Source organism: Pedococcus dokdonensis, assembly GCF_900104525.1.
GTDB classification, from domain to species: domain Bacteria; phylum Actinomycetota; class Actinomycetes; order Actinomycetales; family Dermatophilaceae; genus Pedococcus; species Pedococcus dokdonensis.
On sequence record NZ_LT629711.1, the window covers coordinates 885,095 to 908,500 of the forward strand.

Genomic DNA, 23,406 nt, shown 5'->3' on the forward strand with positions numbered 1-23,406 from the left:
CGATACGCACGGCGCGGCTGTGTGGTCGACCGGGCAGGTGGGCATGGCTCATTCTTGCGCAGCCACGGTGCCGAGGTGGGGGAGATCGGGCGTGGCGCCCGACACGAGCCTGGTGGCGGCGCTGAAGAGGCGTCACGCCGCGCGATACATTTCGGCGCTGGGCTAGTCTCCGAACAGTGGAAGGGAGCCGCCCGTGCCCGTGCAGTCCAGCACCACCCCGCAGGTCCGCTTCACGCTCAACGGTGCGGCCACCGAGGTCGAGGTCGACGCGGGGGTCAGCCTGCTCGACCTGCTCCGGGAGCGCCTCGACCTGACGGGCACCAAGAAGGGCTGCAACCAAGGAGCCTGCGGCGTCTGCACGGTGCTCGTGGACGACCGTCGGGTGCTCGGGTGCCTCACCCTCGTGGCCCAGCTCGACGGTCGGGAGGTCACGACCATCGAAGGGGTGGGCACCCCGGACTCGCCACACGAGCTGCAACGCGAGTTCATCCGGACCGACGGGTTCCAGTGCGGCTACTGCACGTCCGGCCAGATCTGCTCGGCGCTGGGCATGCTGCGTGAGCTCGACGCCGGAGTTCCGAGCGCGGTTTCGGAACACGTTGCGGCGCAATCCGATCCGAGCGAGCTCGAGCTGCGTGAGCGAATGAGCGGCAACCTCTGTCGCTGTGGCGCCTACAACGGCATCGTCGACGCCATCACGGCCTACGCGAGCAACGGCGCCGACACCGCTGGTGGTCACCGGTGAAGCCGGTCGCGTATGCCGTGCCCGGCACCGTCGACGAGGCCTTGGCGGCGATCGCCGACCTCCCCGGGGCGAAGTTCCTCGGTGGTGGGACCAACCTGGTCGACCTGATGCGCGAGGGCGTCGAGACGCCCGACGTGCTGGTCGACGTGACGAGGCTGCCCCTGGGCGGGATCGGCGACACCCCTGACGGTGGGCTGCGGATCGGCGCGGGAGTGCGCAACACCGACCTGGCGGCCCACCCGGCGGTCCGGGAGCGTTATCCCGTGGTGGCCCAGGCGGTCGTCATGGGAGCGTCGGGTCAGATCCGCAACATGGCCACCGTCGGGGGCAACCTGCTCCAGCGCACCCGCTGCCTCTACTTTTACGACGGGGCCGCGGCCTGCAACAAGCGGGAGCCGGGCAGCGGTTGCGACGCCGCGGCCGGGCACAACCGGATGGGCGCCATCCTCGGAGCGAGCGAGCACTGCGTCGCGGTCCACCCCTCTGACCTCGCGGTGGCACTGGTCCTGCTCGACGCGCAGGTCGAGGTGGCGAGCCGGAACGGCAGCCGCACCATACCCATCGGTGACTTGCACCGGCTGCCCGGTGAGACGCCTGACGTCGACACCACGCTGGCTCCGGACGAGCTCATCACGGCCGTGACCCTGCCGGCCGACCCTCTCGCGGAGCGGTCGCGCTACCGCAAGGTGCGTGACCGCGCGTCCTACGCCTTCGCCCTCGTGTCGGTGGCCGCGGCCCTCGAGGTCGCCGACGGCTCGGTCGGTCGGGTGCGGGTCGCTCTCGGGGGCGTCGCCCACCGACCGTGGCGCGCGACCGTCCTCGAACAGGAGCTGACCGGGAGACCGGCCACGGACGAGGAGTTCGAGCAAGCCGCACGCGCCGAGCTGGCCCAGGCGGTGGCCGGCGCGGACACCGAGTTCAAGATCGGGCTGGCCGTGCGCACGATCACCGCGACGCTGCGACGGCTGCGTGACAAGGGAGGTGCGGCATGACGCTCGCCCCGGAGCGCACGGGTGCTGCGGGTGCAGCGGTCGAGACACCGACCGGCGCTCCAGGCCCCGCCATCGGGCGGTCCGTCGACAGAGTCGACGGACTCGCGAAAACCACTGGCACGGCACGGTTCTCGGCCGAGTACCCGATTCCGGGAATCACCCACGCCGTGCTCGTGCACGCCCCCATCGCCCGTGGCCGGATCCGCTCCATCGACACTGCGCAGGCTGAGGCGCACCCCGGTGTCGTCCTCGTGCTGACCCACCGGAACGCCCCGAAGCTCACGCCGCCGCCGACCCGGATGAACCCGATGGACCTGTCGACGATGGCGGCCGGCAGCACCATCGCCTTCCTCAACACCGACGAGGTGCACGTCGACGGCCAGCCGGTGGCGGCGGTGGTGGCCGAGTCGCTGGAAGCCGCGCAGTACGCCGCATCGCTGGTGAGGGTCGACTACGACACCATCGTCCCGACCAGCGACTTCGACGCCGAGCTCGGCAACGCCACCCCGGTCCGTTCGATGCCCGTCATGCCGCCGACCGGAGGCAAGCGCGGCGACGCGCGGGCCGCCTACGCGAGGTCGGCGGTGACGGTGGACCTGTCCTTCAGCACCCCGCAGCACAACCACAATGCCCTGGAGCCACACGCCACCACGGCCGAGTGGGACGGCGACAAGCTCACCGTCTACGAGGGCTGCCAGAACATCGACTGGACCCAGAAGTTCCTCGCCAAGCGGTTCGGGATCCCGGCCGGCGACGTCCACGTGGTCGCGAAGTTCGTCGGGGGAGGCTTCGGTGGCAAGTCGAAGGTCTGGGCGGCGACCCTCATCGCCTGCATGGCCGCGAAACTCGCGCAGCGGCCGGTGCGGCTGGCGCTCACCCGTGAGGGCGTCTACCGCACCGTCGGTGGCCGCACGCCGACCCGGCAGCGCGTCGCGATCGGCGCCTCCACGTCGGGGCACCTCGAGGCGTTGATCCACGAGGTCACGTCGCGCAAGGGTCGGGTGGGTGGTCAGGCCGACCAGATCGTCGCGTGCAGCCTCGACCTCTACGACGCGGCCGCGATCCTCGCCGAGCAGCGGATCGTCGAGCTCGACCTGATGCCCAACACCGCGATGCGCGCACCGGGCGAGGCGCAGGGCAGCTTTGCCGTCGAGTCGGCGGTCGACGAGCTGGCCGTCGTGCTGGGGCTCGACCCGGTCGACCTGCGGCTGCGCAACCAGCCGGGCGAGCGCAGCCCCGTGCACGGCACCCGCTACTCGCACCGCCGGCTCGCCCAGACCCTGGAACGGGGACGCGACCTCTTCGGCTGGGACGATCGGCCGGCCACCGGCACCCGCGACGGCAAGGACCTGGTGGGCTGGGGTGTCGCCGCCGCGATCCACCCGTCGTGGGAGTTCGTGGCCAACGTGCAGCTCACCGTCGACCCGAGCGGCGGGGCCACCCTCGCGTGTGCCTTCCACGAGATGGGCATGGGCACCGCGACCGTGGTGGGCCAGCTGGTCGCCGACTGCCTCGGGGTGCCGCTCGAGCGGGTGACCGCGATCTACGGCGACTCCGAGCTGCCGCTCGGACCGGGTGCCGGCGGGTCAGGTCAGACCGCCAGCCTCGCCGCGTCGATCGAGCGCGCCTGCCGCGCGATGCGCAAGCGCCTCGACAAGCTGGCCGAGGGGCTGGGTATGCCGGATGGTTCCGACCCCGCGGACGTGCTCACCCGCGCCGGCCAGGGCCCGCTGACGGTCGAGGTGGGGGCCGACGCCGGGCCGAGGGCGACCTGGGGCCAGGTGCGCTTCCTGTCGAAGATGGTGATGGACAGCCGGCGGTGGATGAAGGCCGCGACCGGCGCGCACTTCTGCGAGGTGCGGGTCGACGCCGACACCGGTGAGCTGCGGGTGACCCGGTGGACGAGCGTGTTCGACGTCGGCCGGGTGGTCAACCCGAAGACCACGCACAGCCAGCTGCGTGGCGGGATCGTGATGGGCCTCGGGCTGGCGATGGGGGAGGAGACCCTCATCGACACCAGGACGGCCCGGATCATGAACCCGAGCCTGGCCGAGTACCACGTCCCGGTGCACGCCGATGTGCCGCACCTCGACGTGCACACGCTGGACGACCCCGACCCGACGATGCCGCTAGGCGTCCTCGGAGCGGGTGAGGTGGGCATCGTCGGCGTCGGAGCCGCCATCGCCAACGCGGTGCGGCACGCGACTGGTCGCCGGGTCACCGACCTGCCGATCACGCTCGACCGCATCATCAGCTGAGGCTCCCCGGCACTTCTGGCCACTCAGACGGCACTGCGTGCTCGGATCGGGGAGCGCACCCCGCACCGGTGGCCAGAAGTCGTGAAAAGTGGCTTGACCTTGACGCAGCGTCAGGGTTGCACCCTTGCGGCATGACATCGAAACCAGCCATCCACGTCGTCGGGCTCACCAAGTCCTACGCCGACCACCAGGTGCTCAAGGGCGTCGACCTGACCGTCCCCGCGGGCTCGGTCTACGCGCTGCTCGGCTCGAACGGAGCCGGCAAGACCACCGCCGTGCGGATCCTCGCCACGCTGCTGAAGGCCGACGGTGGCACTGCCGCGGTCGACGGCCACGACGTCGCCACCGAGCCGGACGCGGTCCGTCGTTCGATCAGCCTCACCGGCCAGTTCGCGGCCGTCGACGAGGTGCTGACGGGGCGCGAGAACCTCGTGCTCGTCGCCGAGCTCCGACGGGTGCCCGACCCGGGCGCCCTGGCTGACGAGCTGCTGGCCCGGTTCGACCTCACCGAGGCCGCCGGGCGCCGAGCGGCGACCTACTCCGGCGGCATGCGCCGTCGCCTCGACATCGCGATGAGCCTGGTCGGCGACGCGTCGGTCCTCTTCCTGGACGAGCCAACCACCGGCCTCGACCCGCAGTCCCGGATCGAGGTCTGGGACACCGTCCGGCAGCTGGCCGGCCGCGGCACCACGGTGCTGCTGACGACGCAGTACCTCGACGAGGCCGAGCAGCTGGCCGACCGGATCGCGGTGCTGCACGAGGGACGGATCATCGCCGACGGCACTCTCGCCGAGCTCAAGCAGCTGCTCCCACCGGCCGAGGTCGAGTACGTCGTGAAGCAACCCTCCCTGGAGGACGTCTTCCTCGCCATCGTCGGGAAGACCTCGTCCGACAGCCCGAACCCGACTCTCGCCACGAAGGACGCCTGATGACCACCGCCCTGCTCCACGACACGACGGTCCTGCTCAAGCGGTCGCTGCGCCACATCCTGCGCAGTCCCGACACGATCATCACCACGGCGGTCACGCCCATCGCCATGCTGCTGCTCTTCGTCTACGTCTTCGGCAGCGCGATCGACGTGGGGAGTGACAACTACGTCAACTACCTGCTCCCGGGCATCCTGCTGATCACGGTCGCGTCCGGGATCGCCTACACGGCGTTCCGGCTCTTCACCGACGTCTCGGGCGGCCTCTTCGAGCGGTTCCAGTCGATGCCGATCAGTCGCTCAGCCGTGCTGTGGAGCCATGTCCTCACGTCGGTGGTGGCCAACCTGACCTCGCTCGTCCTCGTCGTCGGCGTCGCGTTGGTGATGGGATTCCGTTCCGGTGCAGGCGTGCTCGCCTGGCTGGCGGTGCTCGGCATCATGGTGCTCTTCACGCTGGCGCTGACCTGGCTCGCCGTGATCCCCGGGCTGACCGCCAAGTCGGTGGACGGCGTGAGCGGCTTCTCCTACCCGCTGATCTTCCTGCCGTTCATCAGCTCGGCGTTCGTCCCGACGCAGGGCATGCCCGGCCCGGTGCGGTGGTTCGCCGAGCACCAGCCGGTCACCTCGATCGTCAACACCATCCGCGACCTCTACGCCGAGCAGCCGCTGGGCAACGAGGGGTGGGTAGCGGTCGGCTGGTGCCTGGCCCTGTTGGTCGTCGCCTACGGCCTGGCGATGCGCACCTATCGGGCCAAGGTTGCCTGAGGACACGACGGTGACCCGCGAGGATGGGGCCATGCTGACGATCAGCCAGATGGCCGCGTATGCCGGGGTGACGGTGCGGGCGGTGCGGCACTACCACGCCAAGGGCCTGCTCCCGGAGCCCGAGCGGGACCACTCGGGCTACCGCCGCTACGACGCGGCCGCGGTGGTCGAGCTGGTCAAGATCCGCACGCTCGCGGACGCCGGGGTGCCGTTGGCCCGGGTGCAGGAGCTGCTGCGCGCCGATGACGACGACTTCGCGGCGGCGGTCGACGACATCGACCGCCGCCTGCGGGCCGAGATCCGGGAGCGGCAGCGACACCGGGAACGGATCGCCCAGCTGGCAGCAGGCGAGAGTCTGGCCCTGCCACCCGAGGCGGTGGCCTACCTCGAGCGACTGCGGAGCCTCGGAGTGGCGGAGCAGATGGTGCAGGCCGAGCGCGACGCCTGGATCCTCGTGGCCGCGCAGATCCCCGAGCGGATGGCGTTCTACATGGAGACCAAGGAGCGGCAGCTGGACGACCCCAACGTCCGCGACCTCTACCGAGACCTCTACGAGATCACCCAGTGGCCGGCTGACGACCCGCGCCTGGACGCCGCGGCCGACCGGCTGGCCGACCAGTTCGCCCAGGTGCCCGATGAGGCGTGGGACGAGGAGAAGCTGCCGCAGGACCTCTCGGACCTGCTCGACGGTGTCTTCATCTCCTCGGTCCCGGGCGCTCGTCGGATGCTGGCCCGTCTGGAGCAGCGTGGCTGGACCGGCTGGACCAACATCGAGCGGCTGCCCTCGCCGGACTGAGGTTTCCGGGTCCACCCGGCGCCTTCGTACCCTTGCGGTTACGTAACCAACTGGGTACAGTCGAGGCCATGGACGCAGTGCTGCAGGCGTTGGCCGACCCGAGTCGGCGCACCGTGCTGGCCATCCTCCGGGACCGCCCAGCCACGGCGGGGGAGCTCGCTGATGCGCTCCCCATCGCCCGGCCCGGTGTCTCGCGGCACCTGCGGGTGCTGCGGGAGGCCGGTCTGGTCACCGCACGGCAAGAGGCGCAGCGCAGGATCTACACCCTGCGGCCGGAGGCCCTCGTCGAGGTGGACGAGTGGCTTGGTGACTACCGCCGGCTCTGGCAGAACAGGCTGGACGCACTGCACACGGAGATCGCACGTGGAAAGCGAGGCAGGACGTGAACATCACGGGAACCATGCGGGCACTGGACGAGACCAGGGGGGCGGTGCGGGTCGAGGACCTCTACGACACCGACATCCAGGACCTCTGGGAGGCGTGCACGACACCGGAGCGGCTGGCCCGCTGGATGGCCACCGTCACCGGCGAGCCAGTGCTCGGTGGCACGGTGCACGCCACCTTCACCAGCACCTGGTCGGGGCCGGTGCGGATTGACGCCTGCGAGGCGCCGCACCACCTGCTCGTCACGTCCGAGCCTGGCGGGGAGGACGAGACGCAGACCGAGCTCTGGCTCACCGCGGAGGGCGGCCGCACCAGGTTGGTGGTCGAGGAGCGGGGGCTCCCGGTCGACGCGATGCACTTCTACGGGGCCGGCTGGCAGGTGCACCTCGAGGACCTCGCGGCGTCCTTGACCAGCGACAACCCGGTGCACGCGGACGGGTGGTCCGCCGAGGAGCCCGCGCCGAGGTGGAAGCAGCGCTGGCAGGCGCTGACCCCGGACTACCAGGAGCGGTCCGTCAGCTGAGGGTGTGCCGCGTGGCTGAGCCACGCGGCACACCCCGCCCCAGGCGGGGGGCCGGCGCGCTCAGGCGGGGGCCGGCGCGCTCAGGCGGGGGCCCGCGCGCTCAGGCGGGGGCTTGCGCGTCAGGGTCAGGTGGGTGACCCCGCTCGGGGTGGACACCGCCTCGATGTCGTAGGCGTCCTCGAGGGCCTCGAGCCCGTCCCAGACCCGCACCCCGCGGCCGAGGACGATCGGCACCTGCACGAGGTGCAAGAGGTCGACCAGTCCCGCGGCGACGAAGTCACGGACCACCGTGGCGCCGCCGCCGATCCGGACGTCCTTGCCCTCGGCTGCGCGCTGGGCGATCTCGAGGGCGTCGGCGGGTGCCGCGTCGAGGAAGTGGAACGTGGTGCCGCCCTCCATCTCGATCGAGGAGCGCGGCCGGTGGGTGAGCACGAAGGTCGGGCTGTGGAACGGCGGGTTGGGACCCCACCATCCCTGCCAGTCGGGGTCGTCCTGCCAACCGGGCGGCCCGAACTTGTTGGCCCCCATGATCTCGGCACCGATGCCCGGCCCGTGCCGTTCGGCGATCGCGTTGTCGACTCCGAGCGACCCGGTCTCGGCATCCCAGAAGCGGGTCGCGAACATCCAGGTGTGCAGCCGCTCGCCGGCGTGGCCGAACGGTGCCTCGAGGGACTGCGGCTCGCCGGTGGCGAAGCCGTCGAGCGAGATCGACAGGTTGTGGACGCGGGTCAGTGACATGGGAGCTCCTCAGGTGGTGGCGTGGTGGTCGACACAGGGGCCGGCGGTCGGCCGCGCCTCGAGCCGAGCGGGTGGGGTGGGTTGGCCGGATACACCGTCGGGCGCGGCTCGCAGGCGCTGTGCGACGGCGTCGTCATCCATGCAGGGTCGGACGGTAGATGAGCTCCTGGATGTCGCGGTCCAGCGTTCGCTGCTCGACCAGCTCGAGGTCGAAGTCCTCGGCGCCTGCGAAGACCGGGTCGACCCCGTTGCGACCGGTCACGACCGGGAAGAGCGTCACCTGGACGAAGTCGACCAGGCCGGCGGCCATCAGCGCACGGTTCATCGCGAGGCTGCCGTGTGAGCGCAACGGCACGGCGGACTCCGCCTTGAGACGCGCCACCACGTCGAGCGCGTCCTCGCGGGCGATCGTCACGTCCGGCCAGTCGAGGGGACCGTCGAGGGTCGAGGACACGACGGTGGCCGGTGTGTTGACCATCGCGGTCACCCATGGGTCGCGGACGTCGGAGTCCTCGGTGCTGCCGGCGAGCATCTCGATGAACGCCGTGAAGGTGGTGGCCCCGAAGACCATGTGCAGGTCCTGGTCGTAGGTCTCCAGCCGGCGGGCCAGGAGCTCGGGGCCCTGCTTGCCCCAGTAGCCGGTCCAGTCGCCGGTTGCGGCACCGAAGCCGTCGAGGCTGCTGAAGACGTCGAAGGTGTAGGTGGCGGTCATGGCTCTCCCGGTCGGAGGTGGGTGGTGGGTCACCGGTGCAGACCGGCGACCGCGGCCGAACTCATCGTGGCCCATCCCGCCGACAGCCGCCCTGGCGGCGCGAACCGGCAGGCCTTCGTCCGCTTCCCGTGCGAGGCTGCCGGCATGACGTCGACAGGGCCCGAGCTCTCGGTCTCCTGGGCGCAGGCACTCGCCTGGCGCCTGCAGCGACAGCTCCTCGACCCGGTGGGGTCGGAGTCTGTCGCCGGGGTGGTGCGACGGCTGGGGGCCGTGCCGTCGATGGACGAGTGGCTGGCCGAGGTGGCGGTGCGCACGCGACGCACCACATCCCGCTCCGGGGAGCTGGCCCGGGCACTGGCGACGGGAACGGTGGTGAAGGTCTTCGCGTTCCGCGGCGCGGTGCACTACCTGGCGCCTGAGGATGCCGGGGTCTACCTCTCCCTGCGCTGTGCAGGTCGGCAGTGGGAGCTGCCCAGCTGGGTCGACCACTACCGTCTGCGACCGGAGGACTGGCCCGCCTTCCGGGCGGCGGTGCGCGCGGCGCTGGACGGTGGTCCGCTGACCCTCCCGGAGCTCGGCGCGGCGCTGACGAGGCACCCGGCATACCGCCACCTGGAGGCTGTCTTCGACGACGGTGCCGGCACGCTGATCAAGCCGCTCACCTGGCAGGGCGACATGGGGTTCGGGCCTCCTCGCGACGGCAGGGCGACCTTCCAGCGGCTGGACGCCAACCCGCGCTGGAAGGGTCTCCCGGACCTCGACGTCGCGGGCCCGGAGGCGATCAGGGCCTACCTGCGCACCTACGGGCCGGCGACACCGGAGCACGTGCACTACTGGCTGGGGTCGGGACTGAGCGCAGGGCGCAAGCGGCTGGACCGGTGGTGGGGAGAGCTGGGTGACCAGCTCGTGCCGGTGGACGTGGATGGCACGACGGCGTATGCGGTGCGGGCTGACGTCGACGCGCTGGTGGCCGCTGAGCCCAGCGACGCCGTGCGGTTCCTGCCGGGGCACGACCAGTGGGTGCTCGGTCCGGGCACCAAGGACCCTCACGTGACACCGCCCGCACGCCGGGAGGCGATGACCCGCAAGGCCAACCCGGTCATCCGCGGCGGGGTGGTGAGCGGCACCTGGCAGCGCAGGGGCGACGAGCTCACCGTCACCTGGCTCGCGGGTGGCAGGCGGCCGATCGCGGCGATCGAGGCAGAGGCCCAGCGGCTGGCACCGGTCCTGGGTGACCTCCGGCTGAAGGTGACCTCCTAGTCGCCCGCTGCGGGCTCCGGGGGACGGTAGAGCTCCTCGACCGCGCTGCCGATGTCATCCCCGCCGGGGGCGTCCACCGGCTCGACGTAGAGCCGGCCCTGGGCGATCAGCCCGTCCCGGACGGTGACGATGAGGACGCCGCGCATCGCGAACGGTGTGCCGTCCGTATGGCGTCCGCTCCAGTCGACCTCGCCCCACTCGGTGGTGCCGCCCTCGGCCTCGTCACTCGCCGACGCGACGAGGTCCGCGTGGAAGTCGCGCACGCCCTCGAAGACCGCGGTCCAGTTGGCCAGCACCTGCTCGCGTCCCTGGAACGCGCGTCCGGGATGCGCGGGTTGGGAGCTGTCGTAACCGACCGCGAAGAGCTCCGCGAAAGCCGCGGCGTCGTGGGCGTTCTGAGCCGCCGTGATGCGTTCCATCATCCCGTCCACGCGACCTCGCCCCTCACAGCCACCGCCGGACGCGCGCCCGGTAGGCGTCGTACTCAGAGCCGAACTTGATTGCCAGGTAACGCTCTTCGGGCCGGACAGCTCCCCACCAGAGCGCGGCCACGCCCACCGGCACGAGCGCCAGCGCCCAGAACGAGTCGGCCAGCAACGCCCACCCGAGGTCGAGGACGACCAGCCCGACGTAGAGGGGGTTGCGGCTGAGCCGGAACGGCCCGGACTGAAGCACCACCGTCGACGCTCCGCCCGGCAGGACCGCCGTGTTGCGCGTCGCCATGTAGGTGAGCGTCCAGCCGTTCCAGAGGACGAAGGCCACCACCATCGCCCAGCCGATCCACCGGGTCGCGGGAGTCGCGATCGAGACCGGGTCGCCCGCTGCCGCGCTGACCAGCAGCCCGACCGCCAGCGGCACCCCCAGCGCGACGGGGGGCCAGATCCGGAAGGACGGCGCATCCACGACAGCCATCGTCGTCCGACCACGCCGCGCCCGGCAAGGGGGCGAGGGAGCTGCGGCCGGTCAGGGGCGGTCGATCTCGGCGAAGACCGGACGACCCAACGAGGGATCGGTCAGGAGCCGGCTGAAGTCGGTGGTGTTGCGCGAGATCGAGATGAGCAACCGGCCGTCGGCCAGGGCGATGCCGGGATGCGCCAGCGGTGCGTACTTGAGCTGCCCGGACGGGTCCTGGAAGTCGGCGCGGGTGCCTCGCTGGGCGGACCACGGACCGGTGGGGGAGTCGGACGACCACGCGTAGACGGTGTTGCCGAGGTCGCCGTCGCGCTTGGACACGATGACGAAGTGGCCGTCGAGGACGTCCACCGACAAGGTCTGCGAGACGCCCCCTCGGGCCGGCAGGATGACCGCCGCACGGGACTGCTCGCCGACCCACGCGGACCCGTCCCAGAACTGCCACGTCGCGCGGTCCCGCGCGTCCGCGATCGGTGCACGGGCGGCATACAGGGCTCGCCCGAAGGAGTCCTTGCTGGGCAGGCGGGTGCCGTAGACGTAGAGCCACCCGGCGCGGACCGTCATCGCTGAACCCCAGTTGACCTGGTCCGGCGCGGTGCTGTCGGGAGTGATGTCGAGCTGTTGTCGCAGTGTGGGCGCGGCGCCGGGCGCCACGTCGAAGATCGTGGCGCTGCTGCCCAGGTAGGTGAAGTCGAGCCCGTCCCCGGCACCGCGCCGGATGCGGGCCGAGATCACGACGAGCACGTCGCCCTCGGGCCGGGCCACCGAGACCACCGACATGGGCCAGTGCACCACGCCATCGGCGCGGTCCGGGATCACCGGTCCCTGGCCGGCCACCTCGACCTGAGAGGTGCAGAGGCCGCTCGTCACCAGCATCGAGTTCGCGACGATCCGTGGCGTGACGCCGTCGTCACGCACGGTGTCGCCGAACACCCACACGATCCGGTCGTCGGGCAGCCGCGCGCTGGCTCCGATGTCGCCCGCCTGCCACAGCGGCAGGTCGAGGCCGGCGACGATCGTGTTGAGCTGGGCGACGGTGACCACCGGCTGACGCCCGGTCGGCGTGGCCCGGGGGCAGGCGGGTGTCAGACGGGGGCGTGCCGAGCCGGCCGACGCGCCCGCGGGACCACTGGACGGGGCTGTCGAGCACCCCACCAGCACGGCACCGAGAACGGCTGCCAGGACTGCGACGCCGAGCCGGAGGGGGGTCGGGCGGCGCATGGTGACAATCCTAGGGACGCGACACGCGGACCCCACATGTGGTGCCACGAATTCGTGGCACCACCCGCATATGGTGTCTCTTGCTGGTCCGGAGTCCGCGTAATCGGACTCCGGGGCAAGAGGGAACCCGGTGCGAATCCGGGACTGCCCCGCAGCGGTAAGCGGAAACGACCGCCGTCACCAAGCACTGCTCGCACCACGCGGGTGGGAAGCGACGGCCAGTAGGAACCGTGGCGTCGACCGAGTGATCGGCCGGCGGCGCGCAGGTCCGCGAGTCCGAAGACCTGCCAGCGACCGCACACGCCGTGTGCGGGCAGTCGTGGCCTCGAGGGCGGGTCACACGACAGACGCAGTCGACCGCACCCGTTCTCCGGGGCGGTGGGTGTGTCGTCGTCCCCTCCTCGACCCGCGGCACCGAATCGCTCGCGAGGAGAGAGCAGTGACCGACACGACCATCGACGTGGTCCCCGTCCCGACCCAGCCCGTCGAACCCACCGCACCACCCACCGCACCACCCACCGCACCACCCGCCGCGCCGTCCGCCGGCGTCGAAGCACCGGCCCGGCGCAGCACCATGGCCGTGCGCAAGCGCAACGGCGACAGCGAGCCCGTCGACGTGATGAAGATCGTCCGGGCCGTCGAGCGCTGGTGCGACGACCTCGCCGAGGTCGACCCGATGGCGATCGCCACCCGCACCATCAGTGGGCTCTACGACGGGGCGACGACCGCCGAGCTGGACCGGCTGTCGATCCAGACCGCCGCAGAGATGACCGCGTCCGAGCCCGAGTACTCCCGGCTCGCGGCCCGGTTGCTGTCGAACTACATCGACAAGGAGGTGCGGGGCCAGCAGATCGCGTCGTTCAGCCAGGCCGTCCGGCTCGCCCACCTCGAGGGACTGGTCGGTGACGAGACCGCGGCGTTCGTCGAGGCGAACGCCCGCAAGCTCGACCACGCCGTCGACGTCAGCAACGACCGACGGTTCGAGTACTTCGGGCTGCGGACCGTCTACGACCGCTACCTGCTGCGCCACCCCGACACCCGCATGGTGATCGAGACCCCGCAGTACTTCCTGCTGCGGGTCGCCTGCGGCCTGTCACACACGCCGCAGGAGGCGATCGGGTTCTACCGGCTGATGGCGTCGCTGGCCTACCTGCCCAGCTCGCCCACCTTGTTCAACTCCGGCACCCGGCACACCCAGATGTCGTCCTGCTACCTCGTGGACTCGCCGCAGGACCAGCTCGAGTCGATCTACGACCGCTACGCGCAGGTCGCCAAGCTGTCGAAGTTCGCTGGTGGCATTGGCATCTCGTGGTCGCGGGTCCGCTCGCGCGGGGCCCTGATCCGCGGCACGAACGGCCACTCCAACGGGATCGTCCCGTGGCTGCGCACCCTCGACTCCTCGGTCTCGGCGGTTAACCAGGGAGGCCGCCGCAAGGGCGCCGCGTGCGTTTATCTCGAGCCGTGGCACCCCGACATCGAGGAGTTCCTCGAGCTGCGTGACAACACCGGTGAGGACGCCCGCCGGACCCACAACCTCAACCTCGCCAACTGGGTGCCCGACGAGTTCATGCGCCGCGTCGAGGCCGACGAGCAGTGGAGCCTGATCGACCCCCACGAGGTGCCCGAGCTCCCCGACCTGTGGGGCCCGGCCTTCGAGGAGGCGTATGCCGCCGCGGAGCGGGACGGGCGCTACGTGCGCCAGGTGAGTGCGCGAGAGCTCTACGGCAAGATGATGCGCACGCTGGCGCAGACCGGCAACGGCTGGATGACCTTCAAGGACGCCAGCAACCGCACCTGCAACCAGACCAGCGACGAGCAGGTCCCCGGCGCCCCGGTCGTGCACCTGTCGAACCTGTGCACCGAGATCATCGAAGTCTCGAGCAACTCCGAGACGGCCGTCTGCAACCTCGGCTCGGTCAACCTCGCCCAGCACCTCACCGCCGGTCGCGACGCGATCGACTGGGAGAAGCTGCGGGCCACGGTGCGCACCGCGGTGACCTACCTCGACCGCGTCATCGACATCAACTACTACCCGAGCGAGGAGTCCGCGGCCTCGAACCCGCGGTGGCGTCCGGTCGGCCTCGGCGTGATGGGACTACAGGACGTGTTCTTCGCCCTGCGCCTGCCGTTCGACTCCGACGAGGCACGCGAGCTGTCGACGCGCATCGCCGAGGAGGTCTACCTCTCGGCACTGGAGCGCTCGACCCAGCTGGCCGCCGAGCACGGTGCCCACCCGGCATACCAGGAGACCCGCGCGGCGCGCGGCGACCTGCATCCCGACCTCTGGCAGGTCACCCCGACCCAGACCGAACGGTGGGCCGCGCTGCGGGAGTCCGTGCGGGAGAACGGGCTTCGCAACTCGCTGCTCATCGCGATCGCACCGACGGCGACCATCGCGTCGATCGCCGGAGCCTACGAGTGCATCGAGCCGCAGGTCTCCAACCTGTTCAAGCGCGAGACGCTGTCGGGCGAGTTCCTCCAGATCAACACCGCGCTGGTCCGCGAGCTGAAGGCACGTGACCTCTGGACGCCTGCGGTGCGCGAGGCGATCAAGCGCAGCGATGGCTCGGTGCAGGGCATCGCCGACATCCCCGAGGACGTGCGCGTGCTGTTCCGGACCGCGTGGGAGCTCCCGCAGAAGTCCCTGATCGAGCTCGCTGCGGCTCGTCAGCCCTACATCGACCAGAGCCAGTCGCTCAACCTGTTCCTCGCCTCGCCGACGATCGGGAAGCTCAGCTCGATGTACCTCTACGCGTGGAAGGCCGGGCTCAAGACGACCTACTACCTGCGGTCCCGACCGGCGACCCGCATCCAGCAGGCCACCGTCTCCGTCGCCGTGAAGCCGACCGACGAAGCGGCTATCGCCTGCTCCCTGGAGAACCCCGAGAACTGCGAGGCCTGCGAATGACCCTGTCCCACAACGCCTTGGACACCAGCGAGACCCGGATGCTGCTCGACCCGGGGATGAACCTCACCCTGCGGCCGATGCGCTACCCCCACTTCTACGAGCGCTACCGCGACGCCATCAAGAACACCTGGACGGTCGAGGAGGTCGACCTGCACTCGGACCTCAAGGACCTGCAGCGGCTGACCGCGGCGGAGCGGCACCTGGTCAGCCGGCTCGTGGCGTTCTTCGCCACTGGCGACACCATCGTGGCGAACAACCTCGTGCTCAACCTCTACCAGCACATCAACTCCCCGGAGGGACGGCTCTACCTGAGCCGGCAGCTGTTCGAGGAGGCGGTGCACGTGCAGTTCTACCTGACCCTGCTCGACACCTACGTGCCCGACGAGAGGGAGCGGCACGAGGCGTTCGCGGCCGTCGACAACATCCCGTCGATCAAGGACAAGGCGGACTTCTGCTTCCGGTGGATCGACTCGGTCTTCGACCTCCAGGAGCTGGAGACAAAGGAGCACCGCAGGGCGTTCCTGCTCAACGTGATCTGCTTCGCAGCGTGCATCGAGGGGCTGTTCTTCTACGGCGCCTTCGCCTACGTGTACTTCCTGCGGTCCCGCGGCCTGCTGAACGGGCTCGCGAGCGGCACGAACTGGGTGTTCCGTGACGAGTCCATGCACATGGCGTTCGCCTTCGACGTCGTCGAGACGGTGCGCCGCGAGGAGCCCGACCTCTTCGACGAGGAGATGGGGCGGCAGGTGCGAGCCATGATGCGCGACGCCGTGGACGCGGAGGCGCAGTTCGCCGAGGACCTGCTCGGCGGGGGAGTCGCGGGGCTCTCGACGGCGGACATGCGCACCTACCTCGAGTCGGTCGCGGACCGGCGGCTCGAACAGCTGGGTCTGGAGCCCGAGTACGGCTCGAAGAACCCGCTGGCGTTCATGGAGCTGCAGGACGTGCAGGAGCTCTCGAACTTCTTCGAGCGCCGCGTCTCCGCCTACCAGGTCGGTGTCAGCGGCTCCGTCGGGTTCGACGAGGAGTTCTAGGGACGAGGCGCCCTGGCGAGGACAGGTATGCCGGGTGGTCACCATGGGGGGCGGCCACCCGGCATACCGTCGCCATCTCATGCAAAAGGCGAGTTAGCGCCGCTCAGTGCGGCGCTAACTCGCCTTTTGCATGAGACAGCGTCGCGGACGGGAGGGAGGTCACCACCAGCCCTGGCGGCGGGCCCATCGGAGCAGCCACAGGCTGATCGAGGCCATCACGGCGAGGACGATGACCAGCTGCACCCAGTGCGTGCTGCCGTTGACGATGACGTTCATGCCATAGATCGACGCGATGGCAGTGACCGGCAACGTGATCGCGGCGATCACCGCCAGCCGCTCCATCGCCACCGTCATCTTGGTGGTGACGCGCGTCTGGTAGAGCTCGATCACCCCGAAGAGGAACTGGCTCTCCCCGTCGGCCAGGCTGCGGACCCGGTCGAACTGCTCCGAGAGGTCACGGGCGTGCCGTTGCGACTCCTCCGTGGCGAAGCGTTCGAGAGAGGCGAGCCGGCCGTAGATCTCGTGCGCCTGACCGGCTTGGGTCCGCGAGATCAGCAGCTCGTGACGGAGCAGGAAGAGCTCCTCGAGCAGCTCCTCGGGCTGGTGGAAGTCCGAGCCCATCACCCGCATCTCCAGCGCGGGCAACCGGCTGGCGACGTCCTTGACCGCGGCGCTCTGGCGCCGTGCCACCGCCGAGCCGATCGCGTAGGACACCTCGCTGGGGCTGCCCGGCCGGAACCGTCCCGCGCGGATCCGCTCCTGCACGGTCCTCGTCTCCTCGGTGGCGTCCATCAACGACACCGCCGGGTTGCGCGGCCCGTGCACCGTGACGAGGTAGCGGCGCCCCACCAGCTGGTCCAGCTCGAGCATGTGGACGTGGCCGCCCTCCCCGGCCAGCGGCGTGTGCACGATGACGAACGTGTGGTGCTCGTAGCCGTGCACCGACGGCACGAAGTTCCGCTCACGACAGGCCTTGACGACCAACGGGTGGGCGTTGAAGTGCTCACTCAGCAGCGCCTCGGCCTCGTCGTCGAACTCCGGGACGTCGAGCCAGACGAAACCGCCATCGCGCCGTAGGAGGTCGTCGACCTCCCTGACGTCGTGCTCCTCGAGCCCGGCGTCGGACACCCACCAGGCGTCCATCACGGCTGCCCGCCGCCGACCACGGTCGTGGCCCTGACTCGACCGAGCCCCCGGCCTCAGCCGGTGAAGCTCGTCTCCAGCGTGATCGGGACGGCCGACAGGGCCTGGCTCACGGGGCAGCCGGCCTTGGCGGCCTGCGCGGCCTCCTCGAACTGCTCGGCGGTGATGCCGGGGACGTTCCCGACGACCGACAGGGCGATCCCGGTGATGCCGGTGCCGGGCTGGAAGGTGACGTTGGCCGTGGTGTCGATCGACGTGGGAGGCGTGCCGGCCTGGGCGAGCCCGTGCGACAGCGCCATCGAGTAGCAGGTGGAGTGGGCCGCGGCGATGAGCTCCTCCGGGCTGGTCTGACCGTTGGGGGCCTCCGCGCGAGCCGGCCAGGAGACGCTGAAGGTCCCGATCCCGGAGGACTGCAGCTCGACCTGTCCGGCCCCCTCCATGAGAGAGCCTTCCCAGTGGGCGGCGGCGGTGCGGGTGGTGGCCATGAGGTCTCCTTCGGGTGGCAGAACGGTCAGGCCCAATCTAGGCGTTGCGCGCCCAACCGCAACGGGCGGGACGAAGGACCCTGTGCCGCCCGACGCCGACCCGCGATCGTCGGTGGGGGCGGCGGACGACGATGCCCGACGAGAGGAGTGGCGCCATGCTGGTGCGAGAGCTGTTGACCAGGGACGTGGCCCAGGTGCGGGACGTCTCCCCCCTGGACTCGGCGATCCGGGTGCTGGCGGAGCAGCGGGTGTCCGCGCTGCCCGTCGTGGACGCCACGGGTCGCGTCGTCGGCATCCTCAGTGAAGCCGACGTGCTGCGGCTCCACCTGTCGGCCGACCCGCGGGCCCACCTGCGACCCGTGGTCGAGGAGGCGGAGGTGCCGTGGCCGACGACCGTGGCCGAGGTGATGAGCGCAGACCCGGTGGTGGCCCATGAAGGGACCGACGTCGCGGAGGTCGCGCGCGTCCTGGCCGACACCGGCTGGAAGAGCCTGCCGGTCGTCGACGAGGACCATGCACTGGTGGGGATGGTGAGTCGCAGCGACGTGATTCACCAGCTGGCCACCCGCGACGCCGACATCTGGCTGCGGGTGGTGCGGGAGCTCGGCCGGCTGGGTCACACCGACTGGAGCGTCGGGGTCTCGCGCGGGGTGGTCACGGTCAGTGGAGTGCGTCGGGCGCGGGACGCCAGCCTGGCGGCTGCCGTGGCCGCGGGCGCCCCCGGCGTGCGCGACGTCGTGGTCCAGGTCGACGAAGAAGGGACCCTACGATGAGGCCGTGGCACCACAGCTGACCCCGCCGGAGCAGGGGCCCGGAACCATCGCCCGGTTGTCGGGGCTGGACCTCGACGACCTGATCGCGGAGCTCCGCTCGCGGGCCGGAAGCGCACGCACGGCACAGGATCGGCTCGGTGCGCTGCTCGACGCCGTCGTCGCAGTCACCTCCGACCTCGAGCTGGCGGCCGTGCTCCGCCGCATCGTCGAGGCGGCCTGCCAGCTCGTCGACGCGACCTACGGCGCGCTCGGGGTGCTCGGGCCCAGCGGCGAGGAGCTCGTCGAGTTCGTGACCCACGGGATCTCCGACGCAGAGCGGGAGGCCATCGGGGCCCTGCCGCACGGCCGAGGGCTCCTCGGGATGATCATCGCGAGTCCGCACCCCCAACGCGTCGACCGCATCGCCGACCACCGCGACTCCTACGGCTTCCCTCCCAACCACCCCGAGATGACGAGCTTCATGGGCGCCCCCGTCCGCATCCGCGACCAGGTCTTCGGCAACCTCTACCTCACCGACAAGCGGGGCGCGGACGGCTTCAGCGCGGACGACGAGACGATCCTGACAGCACTGGCCGCAGCTGCCGGGGTGGCCATCGACAACGCGCGCCTCTACCACCGCAGCGTCACGCAGCAACGCTGGGGAGAGGCGACCCGGGACCTCACCGCGGCTCTGCTGGCCGGAGTGTCCGAGGACGAGGTCCTGGCTGATGCGGCCGAGCGCGTCCTCGGTCTCACCGGCGCCCACGGTGCGCTGATCGCGCAGCCCGTGGGCGCTGACCTGGTGGTGGTCGCATCCGCCGGCAGCGGGACGGCGCCGGTCGGCTCCACGCTGGACAACGCAGAGGCCAGGGCCGCGCTGGCAGCGGGCCCCTCCGCAGCCGAGGCTGCCCCGGACCGGGTGGTGGTGCCCGTCTCGGTCGGTGGCCACCAGGCCCTGGGGGTGGTGGTCGTCACCGGGCTGCCGCCCGAGGTGGGTGGCAGCCCCGATCCACTGATCGACTTCGCCCAGCGCCTCGCGGTCGGCCTCACTGCCGCCAGCTCCCAGCGCGAGCAGGCCCGGATCGACCTCCTCGAGGACCGGGACCGGATTGCCCGTGACATGCACGACCACGTCATCCAGCGCCTGTTCGCGACGGGTCTCTCGCTGCAGTCCGCGAGCCGCCTCGTCACCGAGCCCTCGGCCCGGGACCGGATCGAGACGGCGGTGGACGAGGTCGATGCCGTCATCAAGGACATCCGGCACACGATCTTCGCCCTCAACCGTGCGCCGGACTCCCGCAGCCTGGCCTCCGAGATCACGACGATCTGCGAGGGCGCGGTCGTCAGTCTCGGGTTTGCACCTTCGCTGACCATGCGTGGCAACGTCACCGAGGTTCCCGAGCAGGTGGCGGCGGACCTCCTTGCGGTCGTGCGGGAGGGCCTCAGCAATGCTGCGCGGCACGCCAGGGCGAGTCAGGTCGAGGTGGTCGTGGAGGTCTCCGACACGGTGTCGGTGGAGGTGCGCGATGACGGCGTCGGCGTGCCAGCCGATGTCACGCGGTCGGGACTCGACAACCTGGCCCGCAGGGCGAGCAGTCGTGGTGGTCGCTTCGCGCTCGCGGCGAGCGGTGCCGGCGGCACCGTGCTCGAGTGGGCGGTTCCCCTTTCCCCCGGGAGCTGATGGCCGGAGGGACCTTCGACCCTGTCGTCACGATGGCGCGTCCCGCAGGCTCGGGACATGACGTCCTCACTCCATGGTCCGACCAGAGCTGCCCGAGTCCTCCCACCGACTCGGATCGTGGGTATGCCGGTGGTCGTCGGCTACGACGAGAGCCTTGCGTCCGTCGCCGCAGTCCGCTGGGCCGCGGAGGCGGCACCGCGCCTGGGCTCTGATCTCGCAGTGGTCAGCGTGTCGGAACCTGCGGACCAGACGACCGCTGGGGCATCCAGCTCGTATGCCGAGCTGCGCCGCGCGAGCCGCGCTGCGGCGGTGCGAGGCGTCGACCTGGGCCGGTCGAGCGCCCCCGACGCCGTCATCACCGGCGTGGGGGTCGTCGGGGGCCCGGCCGGCGAGCTGGTCGCGCGGTCCAGTGAGGCCGGCCTGGTCGTGGTCGGGCGGAACAGCCGCAGCGCCCTGCAGGCCGCAGTCCTGGGATCGGTCTCCTTCGCAGTTGCCCTGCACGCACGGTGTCCCGTGGTCGTGGTGGGCGAAGCCGCTGAGCGCCAGCCCGGCCCCTCGTGGCCGGTCGTCGTCGGCACGGACGGCTCACGTCCGGCGATGTCCGCCGTCGCGCTGGCGACGGAGTTCGCGAGCCGGTGGGGGGCACCGTTGCAGATCGTCAGCGCCTGGCGCGCACCGGCCCTCACGCCCTGGCAGGACCCGCCCGAGGGCTCCGTCATGGTGCGGGCCTCGAGGCAGGCCTGGATGTCGGTCGCGCGCGCTGCCGTGGACGAGGCCGTGGCCCAGGTGCAGGAATCCGCCCCCGGGCTCACCGTCACCGGAACGGTCGCCGAGGGTCGCGCTGACGACGTGCTCACCGAGCAGTCCCGCCACGCCGGGATGGTCGTCATCGGGAGCCGGGGCCACGGTGGCTTCGCCGGGCTCATGGTCGGCTCGGTGAGCCACGGTGTGATGCGCCGGGCGGCCAGTCCCGTCGTCGTGGTCCGCCGCGGTGCCCTGTGAGGACGGGGTCGCCGGTCACTAGGCTCTCGTCCGAGAGGGGTGGTCGGTGATGAGCATCAAGGTGTTCCTGCTGGACGACCACGAGGTGGTCCGGCGTGGCCTGCGCGAGCTCCTCGAGGTCGAGGACGACCTCGAGGTCGTGGGGGAGTCGGGGTCGGCGGCCGAGGCCAGCCGGCGGATCCCGGCCCTTCGTCCTGACGTCATGGTCCTCGACGCCCGGCTGCCCGACGGCTCCGGCATCGACGTGTGTCGCGACGTGCGATCGGTGGACCCGGACATCCGGGGGATCATCCTCACCTCCTACGACGACGAGAAGGCGCTCACCGCCGCCGTCACCGCCGGTGCTGCCGGGTACGTGCTCAAGGACGTCCGTGGGGCGGACCTGGTGACCTCGATCCGTCGCGTGGCTGCGGGGGAGTCACTCCTCCAGCCTGAGGTGGTGGCGAGGTTGCGAACGGCGTGGGGCCACGAGCAGCCCACCGACCCGCGACTCGCCGAGCTGACGCCTCAAGAGCGGCGCGTGCTCGACTGCATCGCCCAGGGGATGACCAACCGCCAGATCGGCGAGGCACTGTCGTTGGCGGAGAAGACCGTGAAGAACTACGTGACGTCGGTGCTGGCGAAGCTTGGCATGGAGCGCCGCACCCAGGCTGCGGTCTACGTCGCAGGCCAAGCCGGTCAAGGTGGCACGACGCAGCGTTGAGCCGGCGTGCAGCAGACGCGGCGTCGAGCCGGTGTGCAGCAGACGCGGCGTCGAGCCGGCCCGCAGCAGGTCAATAGAGCCGGCCCGCAGCAGGTCAGACGAGCGCTCGGCCGGTGATGCTCTGCGTCCGGACCCGCACCCAGGTGCTCGCCGCCTCGTGCGGCGGCACCCACGGCACCCTGGCGACCCGGTCGAGCCGGCGGACGTCCTCGTCGTCGTCGACGACGGTGGCCGTGCCCTGGACCAGCACGCTCCAGCCCGTGCGGGTCCTGGCGTCGAACTGATCCACCTCGAAGGCCACCCGGTCGTGGTCGACCGCTGCCTGGATCTTCGAGTCACCCGTCGTCCGGAAGCACACGTCGATGCCGTCGAGGGTGTGCACCACCGGGAGCACGGTCAGCTCGCCATCGAGCTGGAACGCGAACCGCCCGACTGGCACCTCGACGAGCCTCGCCAGGCACTCGTCGAGGTCGAGGACCCGCAGACCGGTGTGGTCGGTGGGGCGGATGTCGCCGGCCATCACACACCCCCGCCGGGCCGCACCACCATCACGGGGCAGTGCGCGTGGTGGAGCACACCATGGCTCACCGAGCCCAGCAGCAGCCCGGTGAAACCACCGCGACCGCGACTGCCGACCACCACGAGCTCGGCGCCTCGCGAGTGCTGGACCAGCGCCTCGACCGGGTGACCGTGCACGACGCGCTGGCGGACCTGGACGTCGGGGTACTTCTCCGACCAGCCGGCCAACGCCTCGGCCGCCAGGGCCTGCTCCTCCTGGGTGACCTGGAGCCGGACGTCGCTCGTCTCGAGCGCGGCCAGCCCGGTTCCGGCGTAGTCGAGGTACCACGCGTGGACCACGGTCAGCGGTAGACCGAGACGGTCGGCCTGCTCGAAGCCCGCGGCGATGGCGGCCTCCGAGAGCTCGGACCCGTCGGAGCCGACGACGACGCCCGGGCGGTCGGGCAGCTGCTCGGGGAGGGCCCGCACCACGACCACGGGGCAGGGGGCATGGGCCGCGACGTCGAGCGAGGTCGAGCCCAGGAGGGCGCTGCCCAGTGCGCTCTGCTCACGCGCACCGACCACGAGACACGTCGCGCCCCGAGAGACGTCGCTGAGCAGGGCCGCGGCGTTGCCGTAGGCGCTGGCCGTGGTCACGGTCAGGCCCGGAGCGAGAGTGCGGACGCGTTCGGTCGCCGTGCCCAGGATCTCGTCCGACTCGGCGGTGTGAGCGGCGAAGGGGGACTCCGGCGCCGGGACCCGCAGCGGCATGGCTCGGGCGTGGACGAGCTGCACCGTCGCATGCGTGCGCTGTGCTTCGGCGATCGCCCAGTCGAGTGCCCGGGCGGCCGGGGGTTGGCCGTCGACTCCGACGACGACGCGTCCGATGGTGGTGGATGACATGGCTCCTCCTCGCTGCCGCCCGGGCCGGTGTGCTCCGGGTGTGCCACCAGCGTCCGTCCGGGCCGC

Annotated in this window: 24 protein-coding genes and 1 riboswitch; of the genes, 15 read left to right on the forward strand and 9 right to left on the reverse strand. The window is 71.1% G+C overall.

Annotated elements, in window-relative coordinates:
- Nucleotides 1–193 precede the first annotated feature (193 nt).
- The 8 genes from BLQ34_RS04280 (at nucleotide 194) to BLQ34_RS04315 (ending at nucleotide 7,388) form a co-directional block, all read left to right on the forward strand.
- Complete coding sequence (locus tag BLQ34_RS04280) at nucleotides 194–745, forward strand: 2Fe-2S iron-sulfur cluster-binding protein (protein WP_091781950.1); 552 nt, start codon at nucleotides 194–196, stop codon at nucleotides 743–745.
- On the forward strand, nucleotides 742–1,737 hold the full coding sequence (locus tag BLQ34_RS04285) for an FAD binding domain-containing protein (protein WP_091781952.1): 996 nt from the start codon (nucleotides 742–744) through the stop codon (nucleotides 1,735–1,737). The genes BLQ34_RS04280 and BLQ34_RS04285 overlap by 4 nt, the downstream gene beginning before the upstream one ends.
- Entirely contained in the window at nucleotides 1,734–3,995 is a 2,262-nt protein-coding gene (locus BLQ34_RS04290) for a xanthine dehydrogenase family protein molybdopterin-binding subunit (RefSeq protein WP_091781955.1), read from the forward strand. Before BLQ34_RS04285 ends, BLQ34_RS04290 begins: the two co-directional genes overlap by 4 nt.
- A 131-nt stretch (nucleotides 3,996–4,126) precedes the next feature.
- Nucleotides 4,127–4,924: an ABC transporter ATP-binding protein gene (locus BLQ34_RS04295; RefSeq protein ID WP_091781958.1), complete on the forward strand. Its 798-nt coding sequence runs from the start codon at nucleotides 4,127–4,129 to the stop codon at nucleotides 4,922–4,924.
- Nucleotides 4,924–5,685 (forward strand): ABC transporter permease, encoded by a 762-nt coding sequence (locus tag BLQ34_RS04300; protein ID WP_091781961.1) that lies wholly within the window; start codon nucleotides 4,924–4,926, stop codon nucleotides 5,683–5,685. The genes BLQ34_RS04295 and BLQ34_RS04300 overlap by 1 nt, the downstream gene beginning before the upstream one ends.
- 31 nt (nucleotides 5,686–5,716) lie before the next feature.
- Entirely contained in the window at nucleotides 5,717–6,481 is a 765-nt protein-coding gene (locus BLQ34_RS04305; RefSeq protein ID WP_091781964.1) for a MerR family transcriptional regulator, read from the forward strand.
- A 68-nt stretch (nucleotides 6,482–6,549) separates the two neighbouring features.
- On the forward strand, nucleotides 6,550–6,867 hold the full coding sequence (locus BLQ34_RS04310) for an ArsR/SmtB family transcription factor (RefSeq protein ID WP_091781967.1): 318 nt from the start codon (nucleotides 6,550–6,552) through the stop codon (nucleotides 6,865–6,867).
- Nucleotides 6,868–6,881: 14 nt separating this feature from the next.
- Nucleotides 6,882–7,388 carry an SRPBCC domain-containing protein gene (locus BLQ34_RS04315; RefSeq protein ID WP_231961439.1) on the forward strand — a complete coding sequence of 169 codons (507 nt, stop codon included), beginning with the start codon at nucleotides 6,882–6,884 and terminating at the stop codon, nucleotides 7,386–7,388.
- A gap of 60 nt (nucleotides 7,389–7,448) precedes the next feature.
- Here BLQ34_RS04315 and BLQ34_RS04320 read toward each other — a convergent pair whose 3' ends face one another.
- Together BLQ34_RS04320 and BLQ34_RS04325 are read right to left on the reverse strand one after the other, a co-directional pair.
- The gene (locus BLQ34_RS04320; protein ID WP_091781973.1) at nucleotides 7,449–8,126 is read right to left on the reverse strand and encodes a dihydrofolate reductase family protein; all 678 of its coding nucleotides are present in this window, start codon (nucleotides 8,124–8,126) and stop codon (nucleotides 7,449–7,451) included.
- Between the two features lie 133 nt (nucleotides 8,127–8,259).
- Entirely contained in the window at nucleotides 8,260–8,838 is a 579-nt protein-coding gene (locus tag BLQ34_RS04325) for a dihydrofolate reductase family protein (protein ID WP_091781975.1), read from the reverse strand.
- A gap of 144 nt (nucleotides 8,839–8,982) precedes the next feature.
- Here BLQ34_RS04325 and BLQ34_RS04330 point away from each other — a divergent pair, with 144 nt between their 5' ends.
- Nucleotides 8,983–10,098 (forward strand): DNA glycosylase AlkZ-like family protein, encoded by a 1,116-nt coding sequence (locus BLQ34_RS04330; RefSeq protein ID WP_091789258.1) that lies wholly within the window; start codon nucleotides 8,983–8,985, stop codon nucleotides 10,096–10,098.
- Here the strand turns inward: BLQ34_RS04330 and BLQ34_RS04335 are convergent.
- From BLQ34_RS04335 to BLQ34_RS04345, 3 genes are read right to left on the reverse strand one after another with little or no spacing between them, the layout of a single operon-like run.
- On the reverse strand, nucleotides 10,095–10,520 hold the full coding sequence (locus tag BLQ34_RS04335) for a nuclear transport factor 2 family protein (RefSeq protein WP_157692896.1): 426 nt from the start codon (nucleotides 10,518–10,520) through the stop codon (nucleotides 10,095–10,097). The genes BLQ34_RS04330 and BLQ34_RS04335 overlap by 4 nt on opposite strands.
- A 22-nt stretch (nucleotides 10,521–10,542) precedes the next feature.
- Nucleotides 10,543–11,001, reverse strand: coding sequence for a methyltransferase family protein (locus BLQ34_RS04340; RefSeq protein WP_157692897.1), 459 nt, complete (start codon nucleotides 10,999–11,001; stop codon nucleotides 10,543–10,545).
- Nucleotides 11,002–11,061: 60 nt separating this feature from the next.
- Nucleotides 11,062–12,231: a DUF4185 domain-containing protein gene (locus BLQ34_RS04345; RefSeq protein WP_091781984.1), complete on the reverse strand. Its 1,170-nt coding sequence runs from the start codon at nucleotides 12,229–12,231 to the stop codon at nucleotides 11,062–11,064.
- 67 nt (nucleotides 12,232–12,298) lie between these two features.
- Nucleotides 12,299–12,537, forward strand: a riboswitch (cobalamin riboswitch).
- A 133-nt stretch (nucleotides 12,538–12,670) separates the two neighbouring features.
- Here BLQ34_RS04345 and BLQ34_RS04350 point away from each other — a divergent pair.
- Together BLQ34_RS04350 and BLQ34_RS04355 are read left to right on the forward strand one after the other, a co-directional pair.
- Complete coding sequence (locus BLQ34_RS04350) at nucleotides 12,671–15,139, forward strand: ribonucleoside-diphosphate reductase subunit alpha (RefSeq protein ID WP_231961440.1); 2,469 nt, start codon at nucleotides 12,671–12,673, stop codon at nucleotides 15,137–15,139.
- Nucleotides 15,136–16,173: a ribonucleotide-diphosphate reductase subunit beta gene (locus BLQ34_RS04355; RefSeq protein WP_197674772.1), complete on the forward strand. Its 1,038-nt coding sequence runs from the start codon at nucleotides 15,136–15,138 to the stop codon at nucleotides 16,171–16,173. The genes BLQ34_RS04350 and BLQ34_RS04355 overlap by 4 nt, the downstream gene beginning before the upstream one ends.
- A 159-nt stretch (nucleotides 16,174–16,332) precedes the next feature.
- On the opposite strand, the gene BLQ34_RS04360 is transcribed toward BLQ34_RS04355, so the two are convergent.
- Nucleotides 16,333–17,316, reverse strand: a complete 984-nt coding sequence (locus BLQ34_RS04360) for a magnesium transporter CorA family protein (protein WP_091781987.1) — start codon at nucleotides 17,314–17,316, stop codon at nucleotides 16,333–16,335.
- Between the two features lie 56 nt (nucleotides 17,317–17,372).
- On the reverse strand, nucleotides 17,373–17,801 hold the full coding sequence (locus BLQ34_RS04365) for an OsmC family protein (RefSeq protein WP_091781990.1): 429 nt from the start codon (nucleotides 17,799–17,801) through the stop codon (nucleotides 17,373–17,375).
- A 155-nt stretch (nucleotides 17,802–17,956) separates the two neighbouring features.
- Between BLQ34_RS04365 and BLQ34_RS04370 the strand changes: the two genes are divergently transcribed.
- From BLQ34_RS04370 to BLQ34_RS04385, 4 genes are all read left to right on the forward strand, one after another.
- A complete protein-coding gene (locus tag BLQ34_RS04370) occupies nucleotides 17,957–18,574 on the forward strand; it encodes a CBS domain-containing protein (RefSeq protein WP_172829351.1) in 618 nt (205 codons plus the stop codon).
- A 4-nt stretch (nucleotides 18,575–18,578) separates the two neighbouring features.
- Nucleotides 18,579–20,234 carry a GAF domain-containing sensor histidine kinase gene (locus tag BLQ34_RS04375; protein WP_172829352.1) on the forward strand — a complete coding sequence of 552 codons (1,656 nt, stop codon included), beginning with the start codon at nucleotides 18,579–18,581 and terminating at the stop codon, nucleotides 20,232–20,234.
- 123 nt (nucleotides 20,235–20,357) lie between these two features.
- A complete protein-coding gene (locus BLQ34_RS04380; RefSeq protein WP_172829353.1) occupies nucleotides 20,358–21,236 on the forward strand; it encodes a universal stress protein in 879 nt (292 codons plus the stop codon).
- Nucleotides 21,237–21,285: 49 nt separating this feature from the next.
- Complete coding sequence (locus BLQ34_RS04385) at nucleotides 21,286–21,939, forward strand: response regulator (protein WP_091782000.1); 654 nt, start codon at nucleotides 21,286–21,288, stop codon at nucleotides 21,937–21,939.
- Between the two features lie 94 nt (nucleotides 21,940–22,033).
- On the opposite strand, the gene BLQ34_RS04390 is transcribed toward BLQ34_RS04385, so the two are convergent.
- On the reverse strand, nucleotides 22,034–22,459 hold the full coding sequence (locus BLQ34_RS04390; protein ID WP_091782003.1) for a pyridoxamine 5'-phosphate oxidase family protein: 426 nt from the start codon (nucleotides 22,457–22,459) through the stop codon (nucleotides 22,034–22,036).
- Nucleotides 22,459–23,340, reverse strand: a complete 882-nt coding sequence (locus tag BLQ34_RS04395; protein ID WP_091782006.1) for a universal stress protein — start codon at nucleotides 23,338–23,340, stop codon at nucleotides 22,459–22,461. The genes BLQ34_RS04390 and BLQ34_RS04395 overlap by 1 nt, the downstream gene beginning before the upstream one ends.
- Nucleotides 23,341–23,406: the final 66 nt, after the last annotated feature.